This window comes from Streptomyces sp. NPDC107654, from assembly GCF_055639035.1.
Genome location: NZ_JBVKBI010000009.1, coordinates 285,800 through 301,017 on the forward strand (window position 1 = coordinate 285,800; position 15,218 = coordinate 301,017).

Consider the following 15,218-nt stretch of genomic DNA (forward strand, 5'->3'; position numbering starts at 1 on the left):
CCTACGCCCGCAGCGCGCCGATCCGGCCCTCCAGACGGGTGAGCAACTCGGCCAGCAGACCGGCCAGTTCCCCCTGTCCCTCCGGGTCGAGGACGGACAGCACGGCCGTCTCGTAGGCGAGTTGCTCGGGGAGGATCCCGTCGACCAGGTCGCGGCCGGCGTCGGTGAGGCGCAGGTGTGCGACGCGGCGGTCGCGGGTGTCGCCGCGCCGTTCGACCAGGCCGCGCTCGGTCAGCTGCTTGACCCGCTTGGTGACGGCGGCCCCGGAGGAGAAGGTCTCCCGGGCCAGCTCGCCCGGGGTCAGCTCGTGGCCGGTGCGGCGCAGCGCGCCGAGCAGGTCGAACTCGGCGCGGCTCAGGCCGGCCCGGCGCAGCGGGGCGTCCTCGGCCTGCTGGAGCAGGGCCGCGCAGCGGTTGATGCGGCCGATGACCTCCATGGGCCCGGTGTCCAGCTCCGGGTGGACGGCCCGCCACTGGCGGACGACGGCGGAGACGGTGTCGTCGCGCGCGGGGCCGGTGCCGGCCCCCGGCCCGGCTCCGGCCGTGTCGCTCGCGGGCGTCGGTCCGCCGTTCGTCGCCGTCATGGCCGTATGTCCTCCGTCGTCCTGCCCGGCCCCCGGTCGCCGTCGCGCGCCGGGCCCCGGTCCGTGTCCCGGTCCGACGGTACGAGTCCCTGGCGTCGTACCGTCGCCGCGAGCGTACGGTGTCCGGACTGCTCGGTGAGCACGACCCGCTCCTCGGGCAGGGCGCGCTGCCACCACTCTCCGGAGGCGGCGTCGGCCGTGGCGCGCAGGTCGACGAGGGCGGCGGCGAGGCCGCGGCGCGCGGACTCCAGGGCCTGGAGGGCCGGGTGCGGTTCGGCGAGCAGGCGGGCGGCGTTCTCCCGGGCGCGCTCGGCCGCGGTCAGCGCGTGTTCCAGGCGGTCACCGGCGCGCCGGTTGGTGACGGCGACGGCGGCGACGAAGCCGACCAGGGCGCCGAGGAGGGTGTCCACGACCCGGTCGGTGATCAGCTCGGCGGGGTCCTGGGCGCGGGCGAACTCGGTGATGAGCAGGGCCATCGGGGTGACGCAGACGCTTCCCAGCCAGTAGTTGCGGCCGATGAGCGCCTCGGCGCCGAAGTTGAGGGCGAGCGAGCACAGCACCAGGGCGGCGGGGTGCAGGTGGGCGAGCGGGGCGAGGGCGGCGAAGAGGAGAACGCCGACGAGGTTGCCGACGACCCGCTGCACGCCCCGGTTCCACGTGAGGGTGACGTTGGCCTGGTAGAGGGAGGCGGCGGTGACCAGCGCCCAGTAGGGGCGGCCGACCCCGAGCGCGAGGGCCGCGTATCCGGCGAGGGCGCAGCCGAGCGCGGTGCGTACGGCGAGGGGGACGAGGGGGGCGAGGCGGTGCCGGACCGGGAGCGCCTGGGCGGCGGCCACGCCGAGGAGTTCGTCGGCGTCCCCGCGCGGCGACTCGACGTGCGGGATCCGGCCCGTGCCGCGCAGGTCGCGGGCCCAGGCGCGCAGCCGTACGGGGTCGGCGTCGGCGGGTGCGGCGAGCGCGACCTCGGCGCGGACCAGGAGCCGTTCGAGGGCGCGCCGGGTGCGGTCGGGGCGGGCGCCGGCGGCGAGCAGCGACTGCCAGGCGGCGTGGATCGCGGCGGCGCTCGCGGCCCGGGCCCGGGCGTGGCCGTCGGCGGTGCCGCGCGTGCCGGCGTACACGGCGGTGGCGTTCAGGGCCTGGGCGGTGGCACGGCGTTCGGGGCCGTGCGGGCGGAGCAGCCCGGGCGCCATGCCGACCAGCCAGGCCCAGGCGCCGGTGGCGAGGGCCAGTCCGAGGTGTCCCGGGAGCCGGTCGAGGGTCTGCGGGGTGAACAGCGAGGCGGAGCTGATGAAGGTGAGGACCACGTTGCCGGGCGGTCCGATCCGGGTGGCGTCGCAGACGGTCTTCTGGACCGCCGCGAGGACGGCGCCGACGGTGACCAGGACGACGGCGTTCGTGGTGAGGGCCGCGGCGAGCAGGGCGACGGCGAGCCCGCCGACCATGCCGAGGACGACCCAGGCCAGGGCGCGGGCACGGGCGGCGTAGGGCCGGTTGTGGCCGTAGAGGGCGCACAGCGATCCCGCCATGGTGTACATCGCGAGGTCGAGGCGGCCGAGCGCGAGGAGGGTGAGGTTGGGCGGGGCGACCGCGGCGACCACGCTCAGCGCGGGCTTGAACCAGATGTCGGAGGGACGTCCCAGGCGGAGCACTCCGGCGAGGGGAAGACGGTGGGGGGTCGCACTGCTCATAGCATCAATTTAGCATGTGTTTTACTTGTAAAACAGTTCAGCGGTGGGCTCGGCAGCGTCACGCCAGTGGATACGGGGGGGGTTGTCACCCGCCGTGCTCCCCCGCATGCTCCCCGTGTACACCCTTGCGCTCGCGTGCGCTCCACCGGCCGTGGGCATCGCATCCTCGACCGACCGCCGAGCGTGGAGGTGCGCGTGCACGGACCGGTGTCGACAGCCTGGCTGCTGGTGGCGCTGTGCGCGCTGACCGGCGCCTATTGCCTGCTGCGCATGCGCAGCGCCGTCGAGGAGCAGCGCCGGGCCGCGGGCGGGGAGGCGCTGATGGGGTTCGGCATGGCCGCGATGGCCGTTCCGGCGGCGGTCTTCACACCGCCGCGGTGGGCGTGGCCGGTGTACGCCGCCGTGTTCGCCGCGGCCGCCCTGCGTGCTCTGTGGTCCGCGCGCGGCGACCCGCACCATCTGCACCACCTGGTGGGCAGCGCCGCGATGGTCTACATGGCGGCGGCGATGGCCGCGTCCCCGCCCGCCGCCCACCACGCGCACGGCGACGCCGGCGTACCGCTGCTGACCGGCGCGCTGCTCCTGTACTTCACGGGGTACGTCCTGCTCTCCGGTGCCCGTCTGGTGCCTGCCGGCACCCCGGCGGCCGGAGCCGGGCCGGCCCCCTGGGGCGACCGTCCGGAACTGGCCCGGGCCTGCCGGCTGTCGATGGGGATCGGCATGGTGGCGATGCTGCTGACGATGTGAGCGACGAGCCTTCTAGCTGCTGACCAGCGGCGCTGACCTGCTGCGCAAGAGACAGGCCATAGCAGAAGTTTGCAGATGGTCGTTGAAGTTAGCAGACGCTCGCATTGATCATCTCCCATCCATCTCCCATCTCACGGACTCCCTGAGTCCCACTGGCCGCCAGGTGCGTAAATAGAAGGACCGGGCCCGGGGTCGTCTTGCGCACCTTGGGGGTAGCGGTCGACTCCGGGCCCGGCCCTCTGAACAAGCAAATGCCCCGCACCGTGAAGCACGGTCAAGGGTTCACTCGTTCGAGTAGGTACGCGGTGCACGTTGCCGGTACCCGTTCCGATCCGCCAGCCGGACGCCAGTTGAGGGTACGCACCCGCGGTACGGATCGATCGGCGCCGACGGAGACCTGAACCCCGCGGAGCCGAATCCTCTCTTCACCTGTCAACGCGGCCCTGCCGCTCGCTCGGCATCCCTGGATATATCCAGCATGTGGGACCCGCCGTAGCGTCTGACTCCTCGTCAAGATCGACTAGGGGTCCGGGTGCCAGAAGCGCGTCACCGGCGAATCGCCGCTGACATCCGCCGCCGTATCGCCTCCGGATACTGGCGGCCGGGCGAGCCCCTGCCGTCGCGCACCGAGCTAGCTGCCGAACTCGGCGTGCACCCTCAAACCGTCCGCCTCGCCTACGTCTTGCTACGCCGCACTGGCGTTCTCGAAGGCGAGGAGCGTAAAGCAGTCTATGTCGCGCATCCTCCTGCTATGCGCACTCTCACCGACCCTGATGCGCCCTGGCCGTTTGCCACCGAGACCACCGACACCCGCCCGCGTCTCGCCACGGTGGAGCTGGCGGAGCGTCTTGGGGTGCGGCCCGGCGTGATGCTGCAGCACGAGACGGTGGAGTGCCTGGATCCGGGCGGCAGGTCGGCGATGCTGGTCGTCTCCTGGTGGCGGGGGCAGCGCCGGCCGCATGCTTCCTATACGGCCGAGGTAGGCTGCATGGAGCTGCCGGTGGAGCAGGCACACGCGCTGGGGCTGTTGGCGGATACCCTTGCGTTCCGCGTTGTGCGCACTCGCCTCGACCATGGTGGTCGCCCCCTGGAGACTGCCGATCTAGTACTGCCGATGGATCGCTGGCTGATCCGTCTTGCGTCGGCGCAGCCATGAGCACTTGTCAGCGGCATACCCGCTTTGGTGCCTGACCGATAGTCAATCGGTAAACCGTCGGTAGCGGAAGACTGCAGAGCGCATTTATCTGCACGCAACCTGCACACCCGGTGCGAAGATCTAACCGATTGCGCACGCCATGGCCAGGACATTCACCGACACACTTAACTCAGGGGTCCGAATCGGGCGCGTTCCCGCTCAGCCGCGAGCGCACGGTAGGCCTCGTCACACAGGTCGCGATGCAGCTTCAGTAACTGGCTGGCCGCATCGCACCGCCCGCTGCCCTTCTCGCGGCATCGGTCGCAGCTGTCGGTGTGGCGCCGGTAGTCACGCCAAGCCCGCTGCAGCGGGCTCAGCTTGCCCGGTCCGGACGACCCTGCCGCGGGGTCCGTGGGTCTACTCTCACCCATGTCGACGCTCCACTCCGTCGGCCGTGCCCCCGGGCCGTGTCCGCGGTCGCGGGGGTCTGTGCTGTCTTGATCTGAGGCTACCGCTACACACTGCTCTATACCGCTGTATGGAGCTACCTGCTGAGATGCGCCGCGGTGGGCCGCCCTAGCGTCGAAGCATGGGTGATCAATCTCCGGTGGACCCGTCACGGCCGGTGTACGTGTGGCGTCAGGTCGCCGACTGGATCGCGGCCCGCATCGACTCAGGCGAGCTGCAGCCGGGGGCCCGGCTGGAGGGTGAGCGGGAGCTGGCTGAGCAGGCCGGTGTCGCCGTCGGCACCGTGCGGCGGGCCGTCGAGGATTTGCGGGAACGCGGCCTGGTTGTGACGCTGCCGGCGAAGGGCACGTACATCGCGGACCGCCGGAACTCCTAGGCCGCTGTCAGACCCGGCCGATACAGTCGGATCATGTCCACCACTCCCCCGCCCGAGCGGGTGTCGCGGCCGGCCGCGGTCGTGCAGGCGGATATCCGCGCCCTGATGCAGGAGACGGGCGGCTGGCTATGGGGGCCGACCCGGGAGCGGTACGAGCAGCTGCGGGACGAGTGGATCGCGGCGGTGCACGGAGAGGTGACTGCCGCCGCGTAGGATCCGCACTCGTGAGCGATATCGAACTCCCCCACGACCTGATCCAGCTGGAACGCACAGCCTGGGAGGCCGTGCAGCGGGGCGAGCACACCGCCGAGCAGGCCGCCGGAGTGCAGGCCGCGATCACCGCGCACGCCGAGGCGACGGGGCTGGACCGGTACACGGTGGAGATGGCCCTCAAGCGACTCGTCCGCCACCCGGAGCCGGACGCCTGCCAGTAGTCCGCCCCGTCCGGCGCTGTACGGACGGGGCGGGGGTCAGCGCCAGAGCATGGGCTGATGGATACGAACGAGTTTAAGCGGGTCCACTGACAACGCCGGGGCGCTGCGTGAGCTGGTGGGCGTCGACGGGCGGCGCCTCGCCGTAGACGTCGCTCCACTCTTCTTCGTCCGGCCCGTCCGGCGCGGTCTGCTCATCGGTCATGCGGTCAGGATGGCAGAGGATCATGCCTCGTCCGGCCAGCTCGTCAACAGCTCGCCGCGCTCCTCGTCGGCGAGGGTGATGCGAGCGTCGGGCATGTTGCCGTACTCGCCCACCCAGCGGGCCACTTTCCGGCGTGCGGTCTCCTCACTCCCCCACCAGCCGTGCTGGATCGGCCGGCCACCGGAGGACAGCAGGTGGTAGCGGCCGGGGCCCGGGTTGCTCGTCACGCGAGCCATCCTATTATCGAACATGTGAACGACCTGCCTCCCGACCTGCCCCGGCTCCGCACCCTGGAGACCTGGCTCGCCGTGACCCTCGACCGGGTGCGGCAGCAGATCGCCGTGGCCGAGCGCCGGGAGCAGGAGCGGCAGCAGGGCGAGCAGGCCCGGCCGCCGGCGCCGGACTGGGTGCTGGAGTTGGGCATCGGCCGGGACGCCGTGCCGGTGTACGTCCACGAGGGCGGCTGCTGGAACGCGGCCAAGCGGTCGCGCGGTGTGCCCCGGGACGTGGCGCTGCGAGCGCTCACCGAGGGTGTGCCCGCCTGCCCACACTGCCGGCCCGACAGTGCGCTCGGCTACCTGGACTGATCCGCCCGCTCGTTGTACCGCCGCCGGTACTCGACCACGTCGATCTCCCCGCGCTCCAGGGCGGCAGCGTCCGCCGGCGAGTGGTGCGGGTCGGGTTCGCTGGTGACGCCGTCCCGGCTGATCGCGTACCGGTAGCCCATGACCCCATCGTGTCGGGGCGCGTGGGTGCGGTGTGCACTGTCAGTGCAGTGGGGCTGTGGCGTGGGCCACGCATGGCAGCCGCAGGGCCTCCCGTGGGGAGCCGGGAGGTGCGGCGGGCCCCGCCATCCGCAGCAGACGGCAGGGCCCTTGAGCCACCACCTGGGAGCGGGGACCCGCACACACCATGCACCATGATCCGGCCAGCGCGATAGATGGCGGCCGAAAATAGACGCCCGCCAGGACGGGGGGCCTGGCGGGCGTGGAAGCAGTGTGGCATGGAGGGCTGACAGGACGGCCGGGTTCCGCGTAGCGTGTCCGCGCGGCCTGCCTCGTTCGCAGCGACCCCCTCGGGGGCGTGGGGAGTACCCCGCAGGCAGGCCGCACCTATGTCTACAGTCCGATGTCCTCGCTGGCGGCGTCGGTCCACTTGTCGGCTTCGCGGATGTAGCCCCAGAAGGCCGGCGAGTTCTCGGCGTGCCCGGACTGTTCGCGGATCTTCTCCTCGCGTTTCCCCGCCCGCCGGCTGGTGGTGATGAACCCGGCCCGCATGCTGTGGCCGGTGAGGCGGACGGAGAGGCCGGCGCGTTCGGCGTTGCGGGCGATGATCTCGCGGACGGCTTCCGGAGAGAGGGCGCGGTCGCCGAGCCGGCCGTGGACGGTAATAGGCTGGAAGGCGGGGCCCGACGTGATGCCTGCTGCGGAGCTCCAGGTGAGCCAGGCGCGGACGGGGCAGGTGTCGGGGTTGCGGCCGTAGCCGACGACGACGTCCCGGGGCGGCCGGCCCTTGACCGCGGGGACGTGGACTTCGAGTCCCTGGCTGACGTGGACGATGCCGTCAGCGCGGAGGGCGGCGACCTCGGCGGAGCGTCCGGCGATGGCGAAGGCCATGAGCCAGAGGGCGCGGTCGCGGAGTCCGGTGAGGCCGTCGGCGACGGCGGCGTTCATCTGCCGTAGCTGCTCGGGCGTGACGGCGGCTGCCTTGCCTCGGCCGCGCGCCATCCGCTCGGGGTCGTTCTTCAGCGGTTTGAGTGCCTGCCGGGCGGCGACGGTGGCAGCCTTGGGGACTTCGATGCCGTGCTCGTTGCGGGCGGTTACGGTGACGCCGGTGATCCGTCGGTCGATGCTGTTGGGTGCGGCGAGCTTGATGGTGTCGAGCCAGACGACGAAGCCGACGAGGGTGCCCTTGGTGACGTTGGTCGACGCGATCCGATGCCCGGTGCGTTCACCCAGCCAGTCGTGGAACTCCTCCCAGAGTGCCCAGTCGTTGGCGTAGCTGCGTTTCGTGTTGTGGGGGCGGATGGCGTCGAGGTGCTTCTCCGCAGCCTCTTCCATCGCATGCAGGACGGCGAGCGTGGCGGCGTCGTAGGCGGCGGGGGTGGTGCCCGGTTGAAGCGGCGCGAGGTCGGTCACGCCGCCTCCGGGTCGATGAGGTCGGCGGCGAAGCCCATGCCGCTGAAGAAGTGGTGACCGCTCTCAAGCGAGGTGGTTCCCTTCTCGGCGCGGATCTTCTCGGCGAGAGCGTGGTCGTACTCATCGAGAACGGCGTTGGCGCGCACGGTGCTGAGACCGGCTTGACAGAGGTACGCGATGAGGCGCGCGCGGGAGTCTTCAGGCATAGCTGATTGTACCGTTTTGGCGCGCGCGATATGGCATGTTATCGAGAGTGGCCAGCCGTCAAGTCGCGTCCGAGCAGCATCGCTTGACGTCCTGGTTAGCCTCCAGTCATGACCACGTACAACGGCCCTGCCGTCCTCCTCGTCGACGACGGCCGGCAGTTCGACACCGCCGCAACCCTCACGAAAGACTCTTCCGGCAGCTGGCGCGGGACGCTCAGCTTCCGCGACCGAGAACTCGTCCCGGTGCTGCTGAACATCGACGATGGCCACCTCCTCATCGACGGGAGGCCTGGCGAGTTCGTCCGCCCCGATCGGTCGGACTGGACCATCAACGACGGCAACCCCTTCGTCATCCGCATCCTCGGCAGCGGCGACGCCCCCTTCTGACACGGCGAAGCGCCCCCGCCGCCGCCCGTGATGGGCGGTGGCGGGGGCGTTGTCACGCGGGATCGGTGCCGTCATTCCATGCGCCGCCTGGGTAGGCCGGCTCGGCGAAGACCGGCTCCGGGATGGGCGGTCGCTCCTCTCGGCCGAGCTGGACGAGGACACCGATGTCGGCGGCGCCGGGATCCTCCCGGGGCTGCACCGGGCGGGGCGGTTCGGGCATGTCACACTCCAGTTCGCTCACGCGATTCCCGCTGCGCACGCAGCAGCAGCCGGGTCCGCTGCACCATCAGCACGCCGACGGCCAGCAAGACGAGGGTGCGGAGCGACCGCAGCACAGCCAGCATGCACTCGTCGGCCTGCCACACGGTGGCCAGCACGGTGTACAGGCAGAGCAGGCCGACGGCCGCCGCGAAGGCCATCAGGTTGCGGCCCACCTCGGACCGCCACCAGGTGACGCGGACGTGGTAGGTGACGGCGAACCCAGCGCAAGCGGCGAACGCCAGCGTCGATGCGCTGGCATTCACCCACTCATCGACACCCAGGTGGTTCATTGTGCTGCTCCTCGGAATGCCTGCTCGATCCGCTCCCGGAAGTGGTTCTCCTCGCGGGCCTGGCGCAACATGGCGGCGATGGCCTCGACTGCTGGCCGGCGTGCCTCGGCGGCCCGCCGTGCCTCGCAGGCCCGGGCCAGGGCGGCTTCGGAGTCGCAGGGGTCTTGGCGGTCAGAGCCGTGTATGAGGCGTCGGATCCAGGCTGGCATCGCCACCGCTGCTCACCTCCTCCTCGTCCGCGTGCCCCGGGTGGGGCAGGGCGGTGAGGATGTGGCCGCCGAGTCGCGCCATCTCCAGTAGCTCTCCGGTCTGTTCGTGCTCCAGCTGGCGGGCCGCCTCGCTCTGCAGGAACGCCTCACGCCAGCGGTCACGGTCGGCGAGAGCGTCCTCGTGGGTCTTCCGGGGGACGAGGCGGCCGGTGAGGATGAACAGGATGACCAGGGTGAGGAGCGCGCCGAGGCCGGCGTCCCCCGGGTTGATGCCGAAGACCTCGCTCACCGCGCCCTCCCCTGCCGTCGTGGATGATGCACTGTGGTCAGACGGCCGTCGGTCCCGTCCGTGCGGGTGCCGGCGTGGGCGCGACGACCTGGGTGCGGGACCACAGTCCGATGCCGACGGTCACCAGCGACAGCCACAGTGCCTGGTGGTCGGCGTCGAGCTTGAGGCCGAAGCCGACCGCGGCGGCGACGAGGGCCTGGGCCAGGTTGAATACGGCGGCACCGACAGAGTCGTGGGCGCTGACGGCGATGAGGACGGCTACGACGCAGGCGGCGATGGTGTTGACGGTGGCCTGCTGCGTCTCCGTGGCGTGGAAGACGTAGGCGGACGCCAGCTTGACGACGACCGAGACGAAGGCCAGGACCGCCGCGGGCTCGCGACCGAAGATTCTGTAGGTGGGCATGCGGGAGCCGTTCTGTGAGTAGGGATCAGGCGACGACGGTGAACCCGTGCTTGTCACCGAGTCGCTGGAGCGAGGTCTTGCCGGGGATGCCGTCGGCGTCGGTGCCGGTGTAGCCGAGCTTGTGCTGCCAGGCCGCGTAGGCGGTGAGCGTCTTGGTGCCCCAGCTGCCGTCGACCCACTGGGAGTCGAGGAGGCCCTCGGCGTGCAGCGCCTTCTCGACGAGCAGCACCTCGCCCTTGTACGAGGTGTGGCCCTGCGCGGCGGCCGGGTCGTGCCGGGCCCCGTACACGACGTGCGCGAGAGACACCTTCGGCTTCGTCGGCGGCCGGGTGAGCGGCGACCAGCGCCAGGAGGTCACCGCCTTCCCGCCGCGGTAGTCGTTCGGATCGGCTGTAGGCGGGCAGCCGTCGGGGAACTTCGGAGCGAAGTATCCGGTGATGTAGCTGCTGCGGCGGGCGTGAGAGTGGGACCAGACTCCGTTGCCCTGCCCGTTGTCGGTGGCGCCCGTCTTCACCGAGTTGCCGCCCTTGGTGTAGACGCTGTCGGAATCGAAGCCAACGACGATCTCAGTGTGGGCGCCGTTGCCGAAGTTGGCCCAGGCGCCGACGCTGGGGTACTCGGACCATTGGCCGCGCTGCTTGGCCCAGGCCGTCATGGCGGATACCGATGCGGTCTTCGGGACGATCGCGTCGAGGTCGACGTCGTGGAACATGTCCCAGTCGAATATCGCGCACCAGGCGACGCCGTCCCAGCCGTACTGCTTGCCGAACTGGGTGTGGTTGTCCCATCCGACGGAGCTGCTCCACGTCTCGTAGATGCGTTCCGGGATGGACATGACGTGGTCAACGAGCCGCCGCCACGACGGAGTTGCAGTCATTTGTGGGCTCCATGAGGGTATAATTTGGCGATGACTCGTCATGCCAAGACTGCTGTTGAGCTGCTTTGGGAGACGGCCTCACCTGGCGAGCCGGGCGAGTGCTGGATATGGCCAGGCCGGAAGAACGACGCCGGCTACGGCATCCTCAGGACGTTCGAGAAGCTCGATGATGGGACCCATAAGCGGGTAAACCGCAGGGTTCATCGAGTGGCCTTCGCGTGGCGCCACGGAGCCATCAAGGACGGCGTTGCGCTTGATCACATCTGCCACAACGAAGACGGTGCGTGCCAAGGTGGAATCGAATGCCGCCACCGAGCTTGCTTCAATCCCGGGCACCTGCGGCCCAAGACCACCGGAGAGAATGTCCTCAGTTCTTCGCTCACGATCTCGTCGCGCAACGCGGGCAAGACGCACTGTCCGCAGGGGCACGAGTACACCCCGGAGAACACGCGGATCGAACGCGGCGGTGGCAGGAAGTGTCGAGCCTGCGACCGGGAGCGCGCGCGTGCGGCGCACGCACGGCGCAAGGAATCGGAACCTCAGAAGGTCAAGGAGCCGGGTCCGCACCCGAACTCCCTGAAGACGCACTGTCCCCAGGGGCATGAGTACACCCCGGATAACACCTACCTAACCACCAAGGGTTCACGCGTCTGCAAGGCTTGCCGAAGGGTGCGCCTACGCGAGTGGAAGCGCACGCACCGGCAGTAGCTCCGTCAGGCTCCGTTCACGTTGTTATCGATCGCCCACGCCTGCATCAGACCGTTCATCTGGAGCGCGAGAGTTGCCACCTCAACCAGGCGAGGATCCGTAGCAGGAGTGGGCGACGGAGGAGGGGTAGGCGCGACTGTCCAGGCGGGGACGGTGACGTCGCCGTCCTGGGAGAGGAGCCACTGAAGGTTGGCCTGGCTGTACCAGGCGCTGCCGCGAACGCCCCAGCTTTCGCCCCACGAGTTGTCGAGGCGGAACGCCTTGCGGTCGGTGTCGTAGGCGCTGATGTCGTACTCGTGGCCGCCCGCTACCTGGCTCTTGCGGTCGACGATGACGAAGCCGTCCGGGTCGACGTCGAACATTGACTGCAGCCAGACGGTGCCGACCATGACGGGCCCGTTCTGCAGGGCACTGGTGAGGGCGGCCAGACTGAAGGCGTGCTGGTACTTGGCTGCCAGTCCGAGCTTGACGAGCGCCTTGGCGGCACCCAGACCACTCGATCCGGTGTCGTCCGGCGGATAGGCGTCGCCCTGGAACGCGTCGAGCTGGGTAGCCAGCGAGTACACCTTGACGGCCAGCGTTTCATCGACTGGGAGGACGGCTCCGTCGAGCGTGACGGAGGTGTAGCCCGGCCGGGCCGCGCAGTCGGTGCCCAGGAGGCCGGCCGCTGCGTTGCCGGTGCATGACCCGAGATCGCCCTGGTCGAAGATCGGCGCCCGTCGGGTCCAGTCCACGCTCTTGATGGCCGACCTGGGAAGCACGCCGTGGGCGTAGTCGAGGGAGCGCGGATCATGCTGAACGTGCCGGCCCAGGCGCGGGTCGGACGGCACGAAGTGGTGCAGGCGCATCGGACTCCTCGGGCATGAAAAAGGCCCCCGAAGGGGCTGCTGGACTGCGGCGGCCGGTCAGGACGGGGTCATGGCCCGAGTGGTGTAGGAGGTGTATCCCTTGGTGCCGGTGACGCCGGCGAAGCGGGTCCTGAGGAGGTCCACGAGGGCCTGGAGGCAGGCGTCGCCCTCGTCTTCATCGGAGGGTCCTTCGACGCTGATGTGCACCTGAAAGCTGGTGACGCTGTTGGCGTTGTAGCGGCCGTTGACGACCCAGGTGACGTCGCTGGTCGATGTCTGGGGCGGGTCGAGGGGCATGCAGGCTCCTTATGCGGTGAAGGTGGTGACGATGACGATGCCGCCGGCTCCGGTTGAGCCAGCGACGGCGGCCTGGCTGGCACCGTTTGCGGGCCCGGAGGCGCCGCCGCCGTAGGGGTAGCCGTTGAAGCCTGTTGTCGTCGAGGCGGCGACGCCAGATGAGCGGCGGGCGCCGCCAAGGAAGGCGTAGCCGCCGTTGTTGTATTTGACGGGGACGCCGCCGATGACCTGTCCGTTACCGCCGTCGCCCCCTGCGACGCGGAAGTCTCCGCCGGTGCCGCCGGTGCCGCCGTTGGGGGCGCCGATGGAGGTGGCGGCTGAGGCGGTTCCGCCTGCTGATCCGCCGCCTCCGTTGCAGGTGATGAGCGATCCGAAAGCGGACTGCCCACCGTCACCACCGGCGTTCGCCCCAGCCGAGCCGGGAGTGCCTCCGGCTCCGACGATGATGGATACGCCGGCACCGGTTGCGGCCGGGGTGAACCACCCTTCGGCGTACTCGCCACCGGCGCCGCCTGGGGCGCACGCCGCCTGCCCAGACCCGGTGGCTGCCACTCCTCCTGAGCCGCCGCCTGCGGCCTGCACCTGGACGAAGATGCGGATGGCGCCGGCGGGCCGTGTCCACGTGCCGGAGCTGGTGAAGATCTGTCGGTCGATGTTGCCGAAGATGATGCCGTCGGCGGTCGTGGCGAGGGTTTGCATGTGCTCCCAGAGCCGGGTGTGGTCGGTGCTCTGGGGATAGGTGATGCCCTTGGAGGTGTTGGCGGTCATGACGAGGTGCGCCTCCAGGAGATCGTTACGGTGAAGGCGGCGGACCAGGAGCCGCGTCCGGCGAGGTGGATGTACGGGTCATCGCTGCTGATGCTGATGCCGATGCCGCCGCGGGTGCCGTCGATCAGGGCTTGGCCCCACGATGTGGGCAGCGTGAAAGTGCTGGCGTCGCCGATCTTCAGGCTGGGCCCGGATGTGGATTCGTTCAGCGTGGGGGCACCGGCTGGGCGGCTGGTCTGGGAGACGAGCCGGAGTGTCGCGGAGCGGGCTGTGTAGTCACCGGCGGACAACCGCTTGATCTTCACGGTGGCCTTGGTGCAGGTGGCGCCCGACAGGGTGTGCGGCTTGGAGCCGTAGAAGGCGACGCCCGTGTTCCGGCCGTAGGAAGAGCCGCCGTAGCGGCCCTGGTACAGGTCGAACGAGTTGACGGGGTCTCCGTCGGAGCGCCATGAGCCGTCGCGGTAGCAGGCGGTCGCCACGGGGACGCATGTCAGCGTGCCCGTGGTGGTGGTCGGTTTGGGCGGTGGCGGCTTGTCCCCGGTATCGACAGGGGGCGTGTTGTCCACGGGGGTCGGCGTCGTCGGGGTGGCCGTAGGTGCGGGCGGGATCACGTTGATGACGTAGTACGTGCTACCTAGGCGGGCGAGGAGCAGGATGTTGCCGACGGCGACGGTCAGAGTGGTGGCCACTCGGGCCGTCACCTGGATGCCACCCACCATGACCAGGCATGCGTTGCCCGTGACCGTGGACACGGCCGTGCCCCGGAGGGTGCCTGTTCCAGCGAGAGAGACGCGGGTACCGGCGAGGCTGGCCATCGCACCTCCTACAGAACGCGGATGGTCAGGGTCTGCTCGCCCGGGGAGTAGGGCAGCGTCATCGACTCGATGGCGCACAGCGCTTGGGTGAGGCCGGCGCCGGTGACGGAGACGATGTCGCCGGGGATGAGGCCGGGATGGGGCACCATGGTCACGCCGAGCCGTCGGAAGGCCTGACGACGGAGCAGCTTGAGCTGTGCCGCGGCGGCCTTGCGGCACTGGGAGACCGTGGTGAGCAGGCTGGACTGGTAGGTGTAGGGGACGGGGAGCGGGCTGAACGGGCCGCCGTACCGGTAGGGGGAGTCGCCTGCACCGTCGTAGGCGACGCCTTGGAGCTGGTTGCCGTTGGTGTCCTCGCCCTGGGCTACGACGATATTGAATGCGCCCTCGCGGCTGGTGGCTCCCTGCCAGCGGACGACGGTGCCGGTGGCCCGGTCGTCGGTGATCTCCAGGAGCGGGGGGCCGAAGTCGCTAACGGGCTCGACGAGGAGGTAGCCGTCCGCAGTGACGCTGGCCTCCGCGCCCCACGCGTTGAGGACTTCCGTGACGGCGGCGAGCCGGTCGGTGTCCCATTGCATGCCGAGTGGTACCGCCCGGTCGGTGAGCGCGCCGTCGAAGGCGACGGTGAGGGCCGGCTCGACAAGGCCGCGGATGACGGTGCTGAGTGTGTCGGTGGTGCTTGGCTGGTACGGGCTGACGAGCTTGGCTTCGTCGATGAGGGTGAGGAGTCCCTGGCAGGTGACGGAGACGGTATCGCCTTCGCTGCCGGACTCGGTGATGAGGAACCAGCCCCGGTTGATCCACTCGAATTCGCCGCCTCCGACGTCGATGCCGTAGTCGATGCGGAGCTGCTGTCCGTAGGCGGCGAGTGGGTGCGCGGGATCGGTTCCGGGGTCCCAGTCGTAGCCGGCCTCTCGCCGGGGGATGGTGAGGTTGATCTGTTCGGGGACGGCGAGGGAGCGGTCCCGGCTTTCGCCGCCGTCGGCGATGGGGATGTTGTCGGCGATGAGGGTGCCGTCGAGCCAGGATTCGGCGCGCATGGCCATCGTGTAGCTGCCCTGGACAACGGACAGCGCTGTTGTCGACATA

26 protein-coding genes and 1 pseudogene are annotated in these 15,218 nt (G+C 70.1%); 9 read left to right on the forward strand and 18 right to left on the reverse strand.

The genetic code is table 11. The features are described 5' to 3' along the window. Position 1 precedes the first annotated feature (1 nt). Together ACZ7N4_RS18785 and ACZ7N4_RS18790 are read right to left on the reverse strand one after the other, a co-directional pair. A complete protein-coding gene (locus tag ACZ7N4_RS18785; RefSeq protein WP_471359420.1) occupies positions 2-583 on the reverse strand; it encodes a MarR family winged helix-turn-helix transcriptional regulator in 582 nt (193 codons plus the stop codon). After that, the gene (locus tag ACZ7N4_RS18790) at positions 580-2,271 is read right to left on the reverse strand and encodes an FUSC family protein (RefSeq protein ID WP_471359421.1); all 1,692 of its coding nucleotides are present in this window, start codon (positions 2,269-2,271) and stop codon (positions 580-582) included. Before ACZ7N4_RS18790 ends, ACZ7N4_RS18785 begins: the two co-directional genes overlap by 4 nt. Before the next feature lie 195 nt (positions 2,272-2,466). Here ACZ7N4_RS18790 and ACZ7N4_RS18795 point away from each other — a divergent pair, with 195 nt between their 5' ends. From ACZ7N4_RS18795 to ACZ7N4_RS18820, 6 genes and pseudogenes are all read left to right on the forward strand, one after another. Then, positions 2,467-3,018 (forward strand): DUF5134 domain-containing protein, encoded by a 552-nt coding sequence (locus ACZ7N4_RS18795; protein ID WP_471359422.1) that lies wholly within the window; start codon positions 2,467-2,469, stop codon positions 3,016-3,018. 532 nt (positions 3,019-3,550) lie between these two features. Next, positions 3,551-3,742, forward strand: a pseudogene (locus tag ACZ7N4_RS18800) (GntR family transcriptional regulator); the annotation flags it as partial. Between the two features lie 27 nt (positions 3,743-3,769). Continuing rightward, positions 3,770-4,174 carry a hypothetical protein gene (locus ACZ7N4_RS18805; protein ID WP_471359504.1) on the forward strand — a complete coding sequence of 135 codons (405 nt, stop codon included), beginning with the start codon at positions 3,770-3,772 and terminating at the stop codon, positions 4,172-4,174. A 568-nt stretch (positions 4,175-4,742) separates the two neighbouring features. Further along, complete coding sequence (locus ACZ7N4_RS18810; RefSeq protein ID WP_471359423.1) at positions 4,743-4,997, forward strand: GntR family transcriptional regulator; 255 nt, start codon at positions 4,743-4,745, stop codon at positions 4,995-4,997. A 33-nt stretch (positions 4,998-5,030) separates the two neighbouring features. Beyond that, positions 5,031-5,210, forward strand: coding sequence for a hypothetical protein (locus ACZ7N4_RS18815; RefSeq protein ID WP_471359424.1), 180 nt, complete (start codon positions 5,031-5,033; stop codon positions 5,208-5,210). 11 nt (positions 5,211-5,221) lie between these two features. Beyond that, a complete protein-coding gene (locus ACZ7N4_RS18820; RefSeq protein ID WP_471359425.1) occupies positions 5,222-5,431 on the forward strand; it encodes a hypothetical protein in 210 nt (69 codons plus the stop codon). A gap of 73 nt (positions 5,432-5,504) precedes the next feature. On the opposite strand, the gene ACZ7N4_RS18825 is transcribed toward ACZ7N4_RS18820, so the two are convergent. Together ACZ7N4_RS18825 and ACZ7N4_RS18830 are read right to left on the reverse strand one after the other, a co-directional pair. Then, positions 5,505-5,633, reverse strand: a complete 129-nt coding sequence (locus ACZ7N4_RS18825; protein WP_471359426.1) for a hypothetical protein — start codon at positions 5,631-5,633, stop codon at positions 5,505-5,507. 20 nt (positions 5,634-5,653) lie between these two features. Further along, positions 5,654-5,860, reverse strand: coding sequence for a hypothetical protein (locus ACZ7N4_RS18830; RefSeq protein ID WP_471359427.1), 207 nt, complete (start codon positions 5,858-5,860; stop codon positions 5,654-5,656). A gap of 24 nt (positions 5,861-5,884) precedes the next feature. On the opposite strand from ACZ7N4_RS18830, the gene ACZ7N4_RS18835 reads away from it, so the two are divergent. Further along, the gene (locus ACZ7N4_RS18835) at positions 5,885-6,220 is read left to right on the forward strand and encodes a DUF6233 domain-containing protein (protein WP_471359428.1); all 336 of its coding nucleotides are present in this window, start codon (positions 5,885-5,887) and stop codon (positions 6,218-6,220) included. On the opposite strand, the gene ACZ7N4_RS18840 is transcribed toward ACZ7N4_RS18835, so the two are convergent. The 3 genes from ACZ7N4_RS18840 to ACZ7N4_RS18850 form a co-directional block, all read right to left on the reverse strand. Continuing rightward, positions 6,208-6,360, reverse strand: a complete 153-nt coding sequence (locus ACZ7N4_RS18840; RefSeq protein ID WP_471359429.1) for a hypothetical protein — start codon at positions 6,358-6,360, stop codon at positions 6,208-6,210. The two genes, ACZ7N4_RS18835 and ACZ7N4_RS18840, sit on opposite strands and share 13 nt — an antisense overlap. 391 nt (positions 6,361-6,751) lie before the next feature. Beyond that, positions 6,752-7,771, reverse strand: coding sequence for a tyrosine-type recombinase/integrase (locus ACZ7N4_RS18845; protein ID WP_471359430.1), 1,020 nt, complete (start codon positions 7,769-7,771; stop codon positions 6,752-6,754). After that, positions 7,768-7,977, reverse strand: a complete 210-nt coding sequence (locus ACZ7N4_RS18850) for a hypothetical protein (RefSeq protein ID WP_471359431.1) — start codon at positions 7,975-7,977, stop codon at positions 7,768-7,770. Before ACZ7N4_RS18850 ends, ACZ7N4_RS18845 begins: the two co-directional genes overlap by 4 nt. 108 nt (positions 7,978-8,085) lie before the next feature. On the opposite strand from ACZ7N4_RS18850, the gene ACZ7N4_RS18855 reads away from it, so the two are divergent. Then, on the forward strand, positions 8,086-8,364 hold the full coding sequence (locus tag ACZ7N4_RS18855) for a hypothetical protein (RefSeq protein WP_471359432.1): 279 nt from the start codon (positions 8,086-8,088) through the stop codon (positions 8,362-8,364). A 52-nt stretch (positions 8,365-8,416) separates the two neighbouring features. Here the strand turns inward: ACZ7N4_RS18855 and ACZ7N4_RS18860 are convergent, their stop codons facing one another. The 6 genes from ACZ7N4_RS18860 to ACZ7N4_RS18885 are packed head-to-tail and all read right to left on the reverse strand — an operon-like array spanning position 8,417 to position 10,693. Next, positions 8,417-8,584 carry a hypothetical protein gene (locus ACZ7N4_RS18860; protein WP_471359433.1) on the reverse strand — a complete coding sequence of 56 codons (168 nt, stop codon included), beginning with the start codon at positions 8,582-8,584 and terminating at the stop codon, positions 8,417-8,419. A 1-nt stretch (position 8,585) separates the two neighbouring features. Beyond that, a complete protein-coding gene (locus ACZ7N4_RS18865) occupies positions 8,586-8,915 on the reverse strand; it encodes a putative phage holin (RefSeq protein WP_471359434.1) in 330 nt (109 codons plus the stop codon). Next, positions 8,912-9,124 carry a DUF7620 family protein gene (locus ACZ7N4_RS18870; RefSeq protein ID WP_471359501.1) on the reverse strand — a complete coding sequence of 71 codons (213 nt, stop codon included), beginning with the start codon at positions 9,122-9,124 and terminating at the stop codon, positions 8,912-8,914. The genes ACZ7N4_RS18865 and ACZ7N4_RS18870 overlap by 4 nt, the downstream gene beginning before the upstream one ends. Then, complete coding sequence (locus tag ACZ7N4_RS18875; protein ID WP_471359435.1) at positions 9,087-9,413, reverse strand: hypothetical protein; 327 nt, start codon at positions 9,411-9,413, stop codon at positions 9,087-9,089. The genes ACZ7N4_RS18870 and ACZ7N4_RS18875 overlap by 38 nt, the downstream gene beginning before the upstream one ends. A gap of 37 nt (positions 9,414-9,450) precedes the next feature. Then, positions 9,451-9,816: a hypothetical protein gene (locus ACZ7N4_RS18880; protein ID WP_471359436.1), complete on the reverse strand. Its 366-nt coding sequence runs from the start codon at positions 9,814-9,816 to the stop codon at positions 9,451-9,453. A 25-nt stretch (positions 9,817-9,841) separates the two neighbouring features. Next, positions 9,842-10,693, reverse strand: coding sequence for a hypothetical protein (locus ACZ7N4_RS18885; RefSeq protein ID WP_471359437.1), 852 nt, complete (start codon positions 10,691-10,693; stop codon positions 9,842-9,844). 30 nt (positions 10,694-10,723) lie between these two features. Between ACZ7N4_RS18885 and ACZ7N4_RS18890 the strand changes: the two genes are divergently transcribed. Beyond that, positions 10,724-11,401, forward strand: a complete 678-nt coding sequence (locus ACZ7N4_RS18890) for an HNH endonuclease family protein (RefSeq protein ID WP_471359438.1) — start codon at positions 10,724-10,726, stop codon at positions 11,399-11,401. A gap of 5 nt (positions 11,402-11,406) precedes the next feature. On the opposite strand, the gene ACZ7N4_RS18895 is transcribed toward ACZ7N4_RS18890, so the two are convergent. Genes ACZ7N4_RS18895 through ACZ7N4_RS18915 form a run of 5 tightly spaced genes read right to left on the reverse strand, consistent with a single transcriptional unit; the run spans position 11,407 to position 15,217 of the window. Beyond that, entirely contained in the window at positions 11,407-12,249 is an 843-nt protein-coding gene (locus ACZ7N4_RS18895) for a hypothetical protein (RefSeq protein WP_471359439.1), read from the reverse strand. Positions 12,250-12,306: 57 nt separating this feature from the next. After that, positions 12,307-12,546, reverse strand: a complete 240-nt coding sequence (locus tag ACZ7N4_RS18900; RefSeq protein ID WP_208030851.1) for a hypothetical protein — start codon at positions 12,544-12,546, stop codon at positions 12,307-12,309. A 9-nt stretch (positions 12,547-12,555) separates the two neighbouring features. Beyond that, complete coding sequence (locus tag ACZ7N4_RS18905; RefSeq protein WP_471359440.1) at positions 12,556-13,314, reverse strand: glycine-rich domain-containing protein; 759 nt, start codon at positions 13,312-13,314, stop codon at positions 12,556-12,558. Beyond that, complete coding sequence (locus tag ACZ7N4_RS18910; RefSeq protein ID WP_471359441.1) at positions 13,311-14,129, reverse strand: hypothetical protein; 819 nt, start codon at positions 14,127-14,129, stop codon at positions 13,311-13,313. The genes ACZ7N4_RS18905 and ACZ7N4_RS18910 overlap by 4 nt, the downstream gene beginning before the upstream one ends. 8 nt (positions 14,130-14,137) lie before the next feature. Next, positions 14,138-15,217, reverse strand: a complete 1,080-nt coding sequence (locus tag ACZ7N4_RS18915; RefSeq protein WP_471359442.1) for a DUF5047 domain-containing protein — start codon at positions 15,215-15,217, stop codon at positions 14,138-14,140. Between the last annotated feature and the right edge of the window lies 1 nt (position 15,218).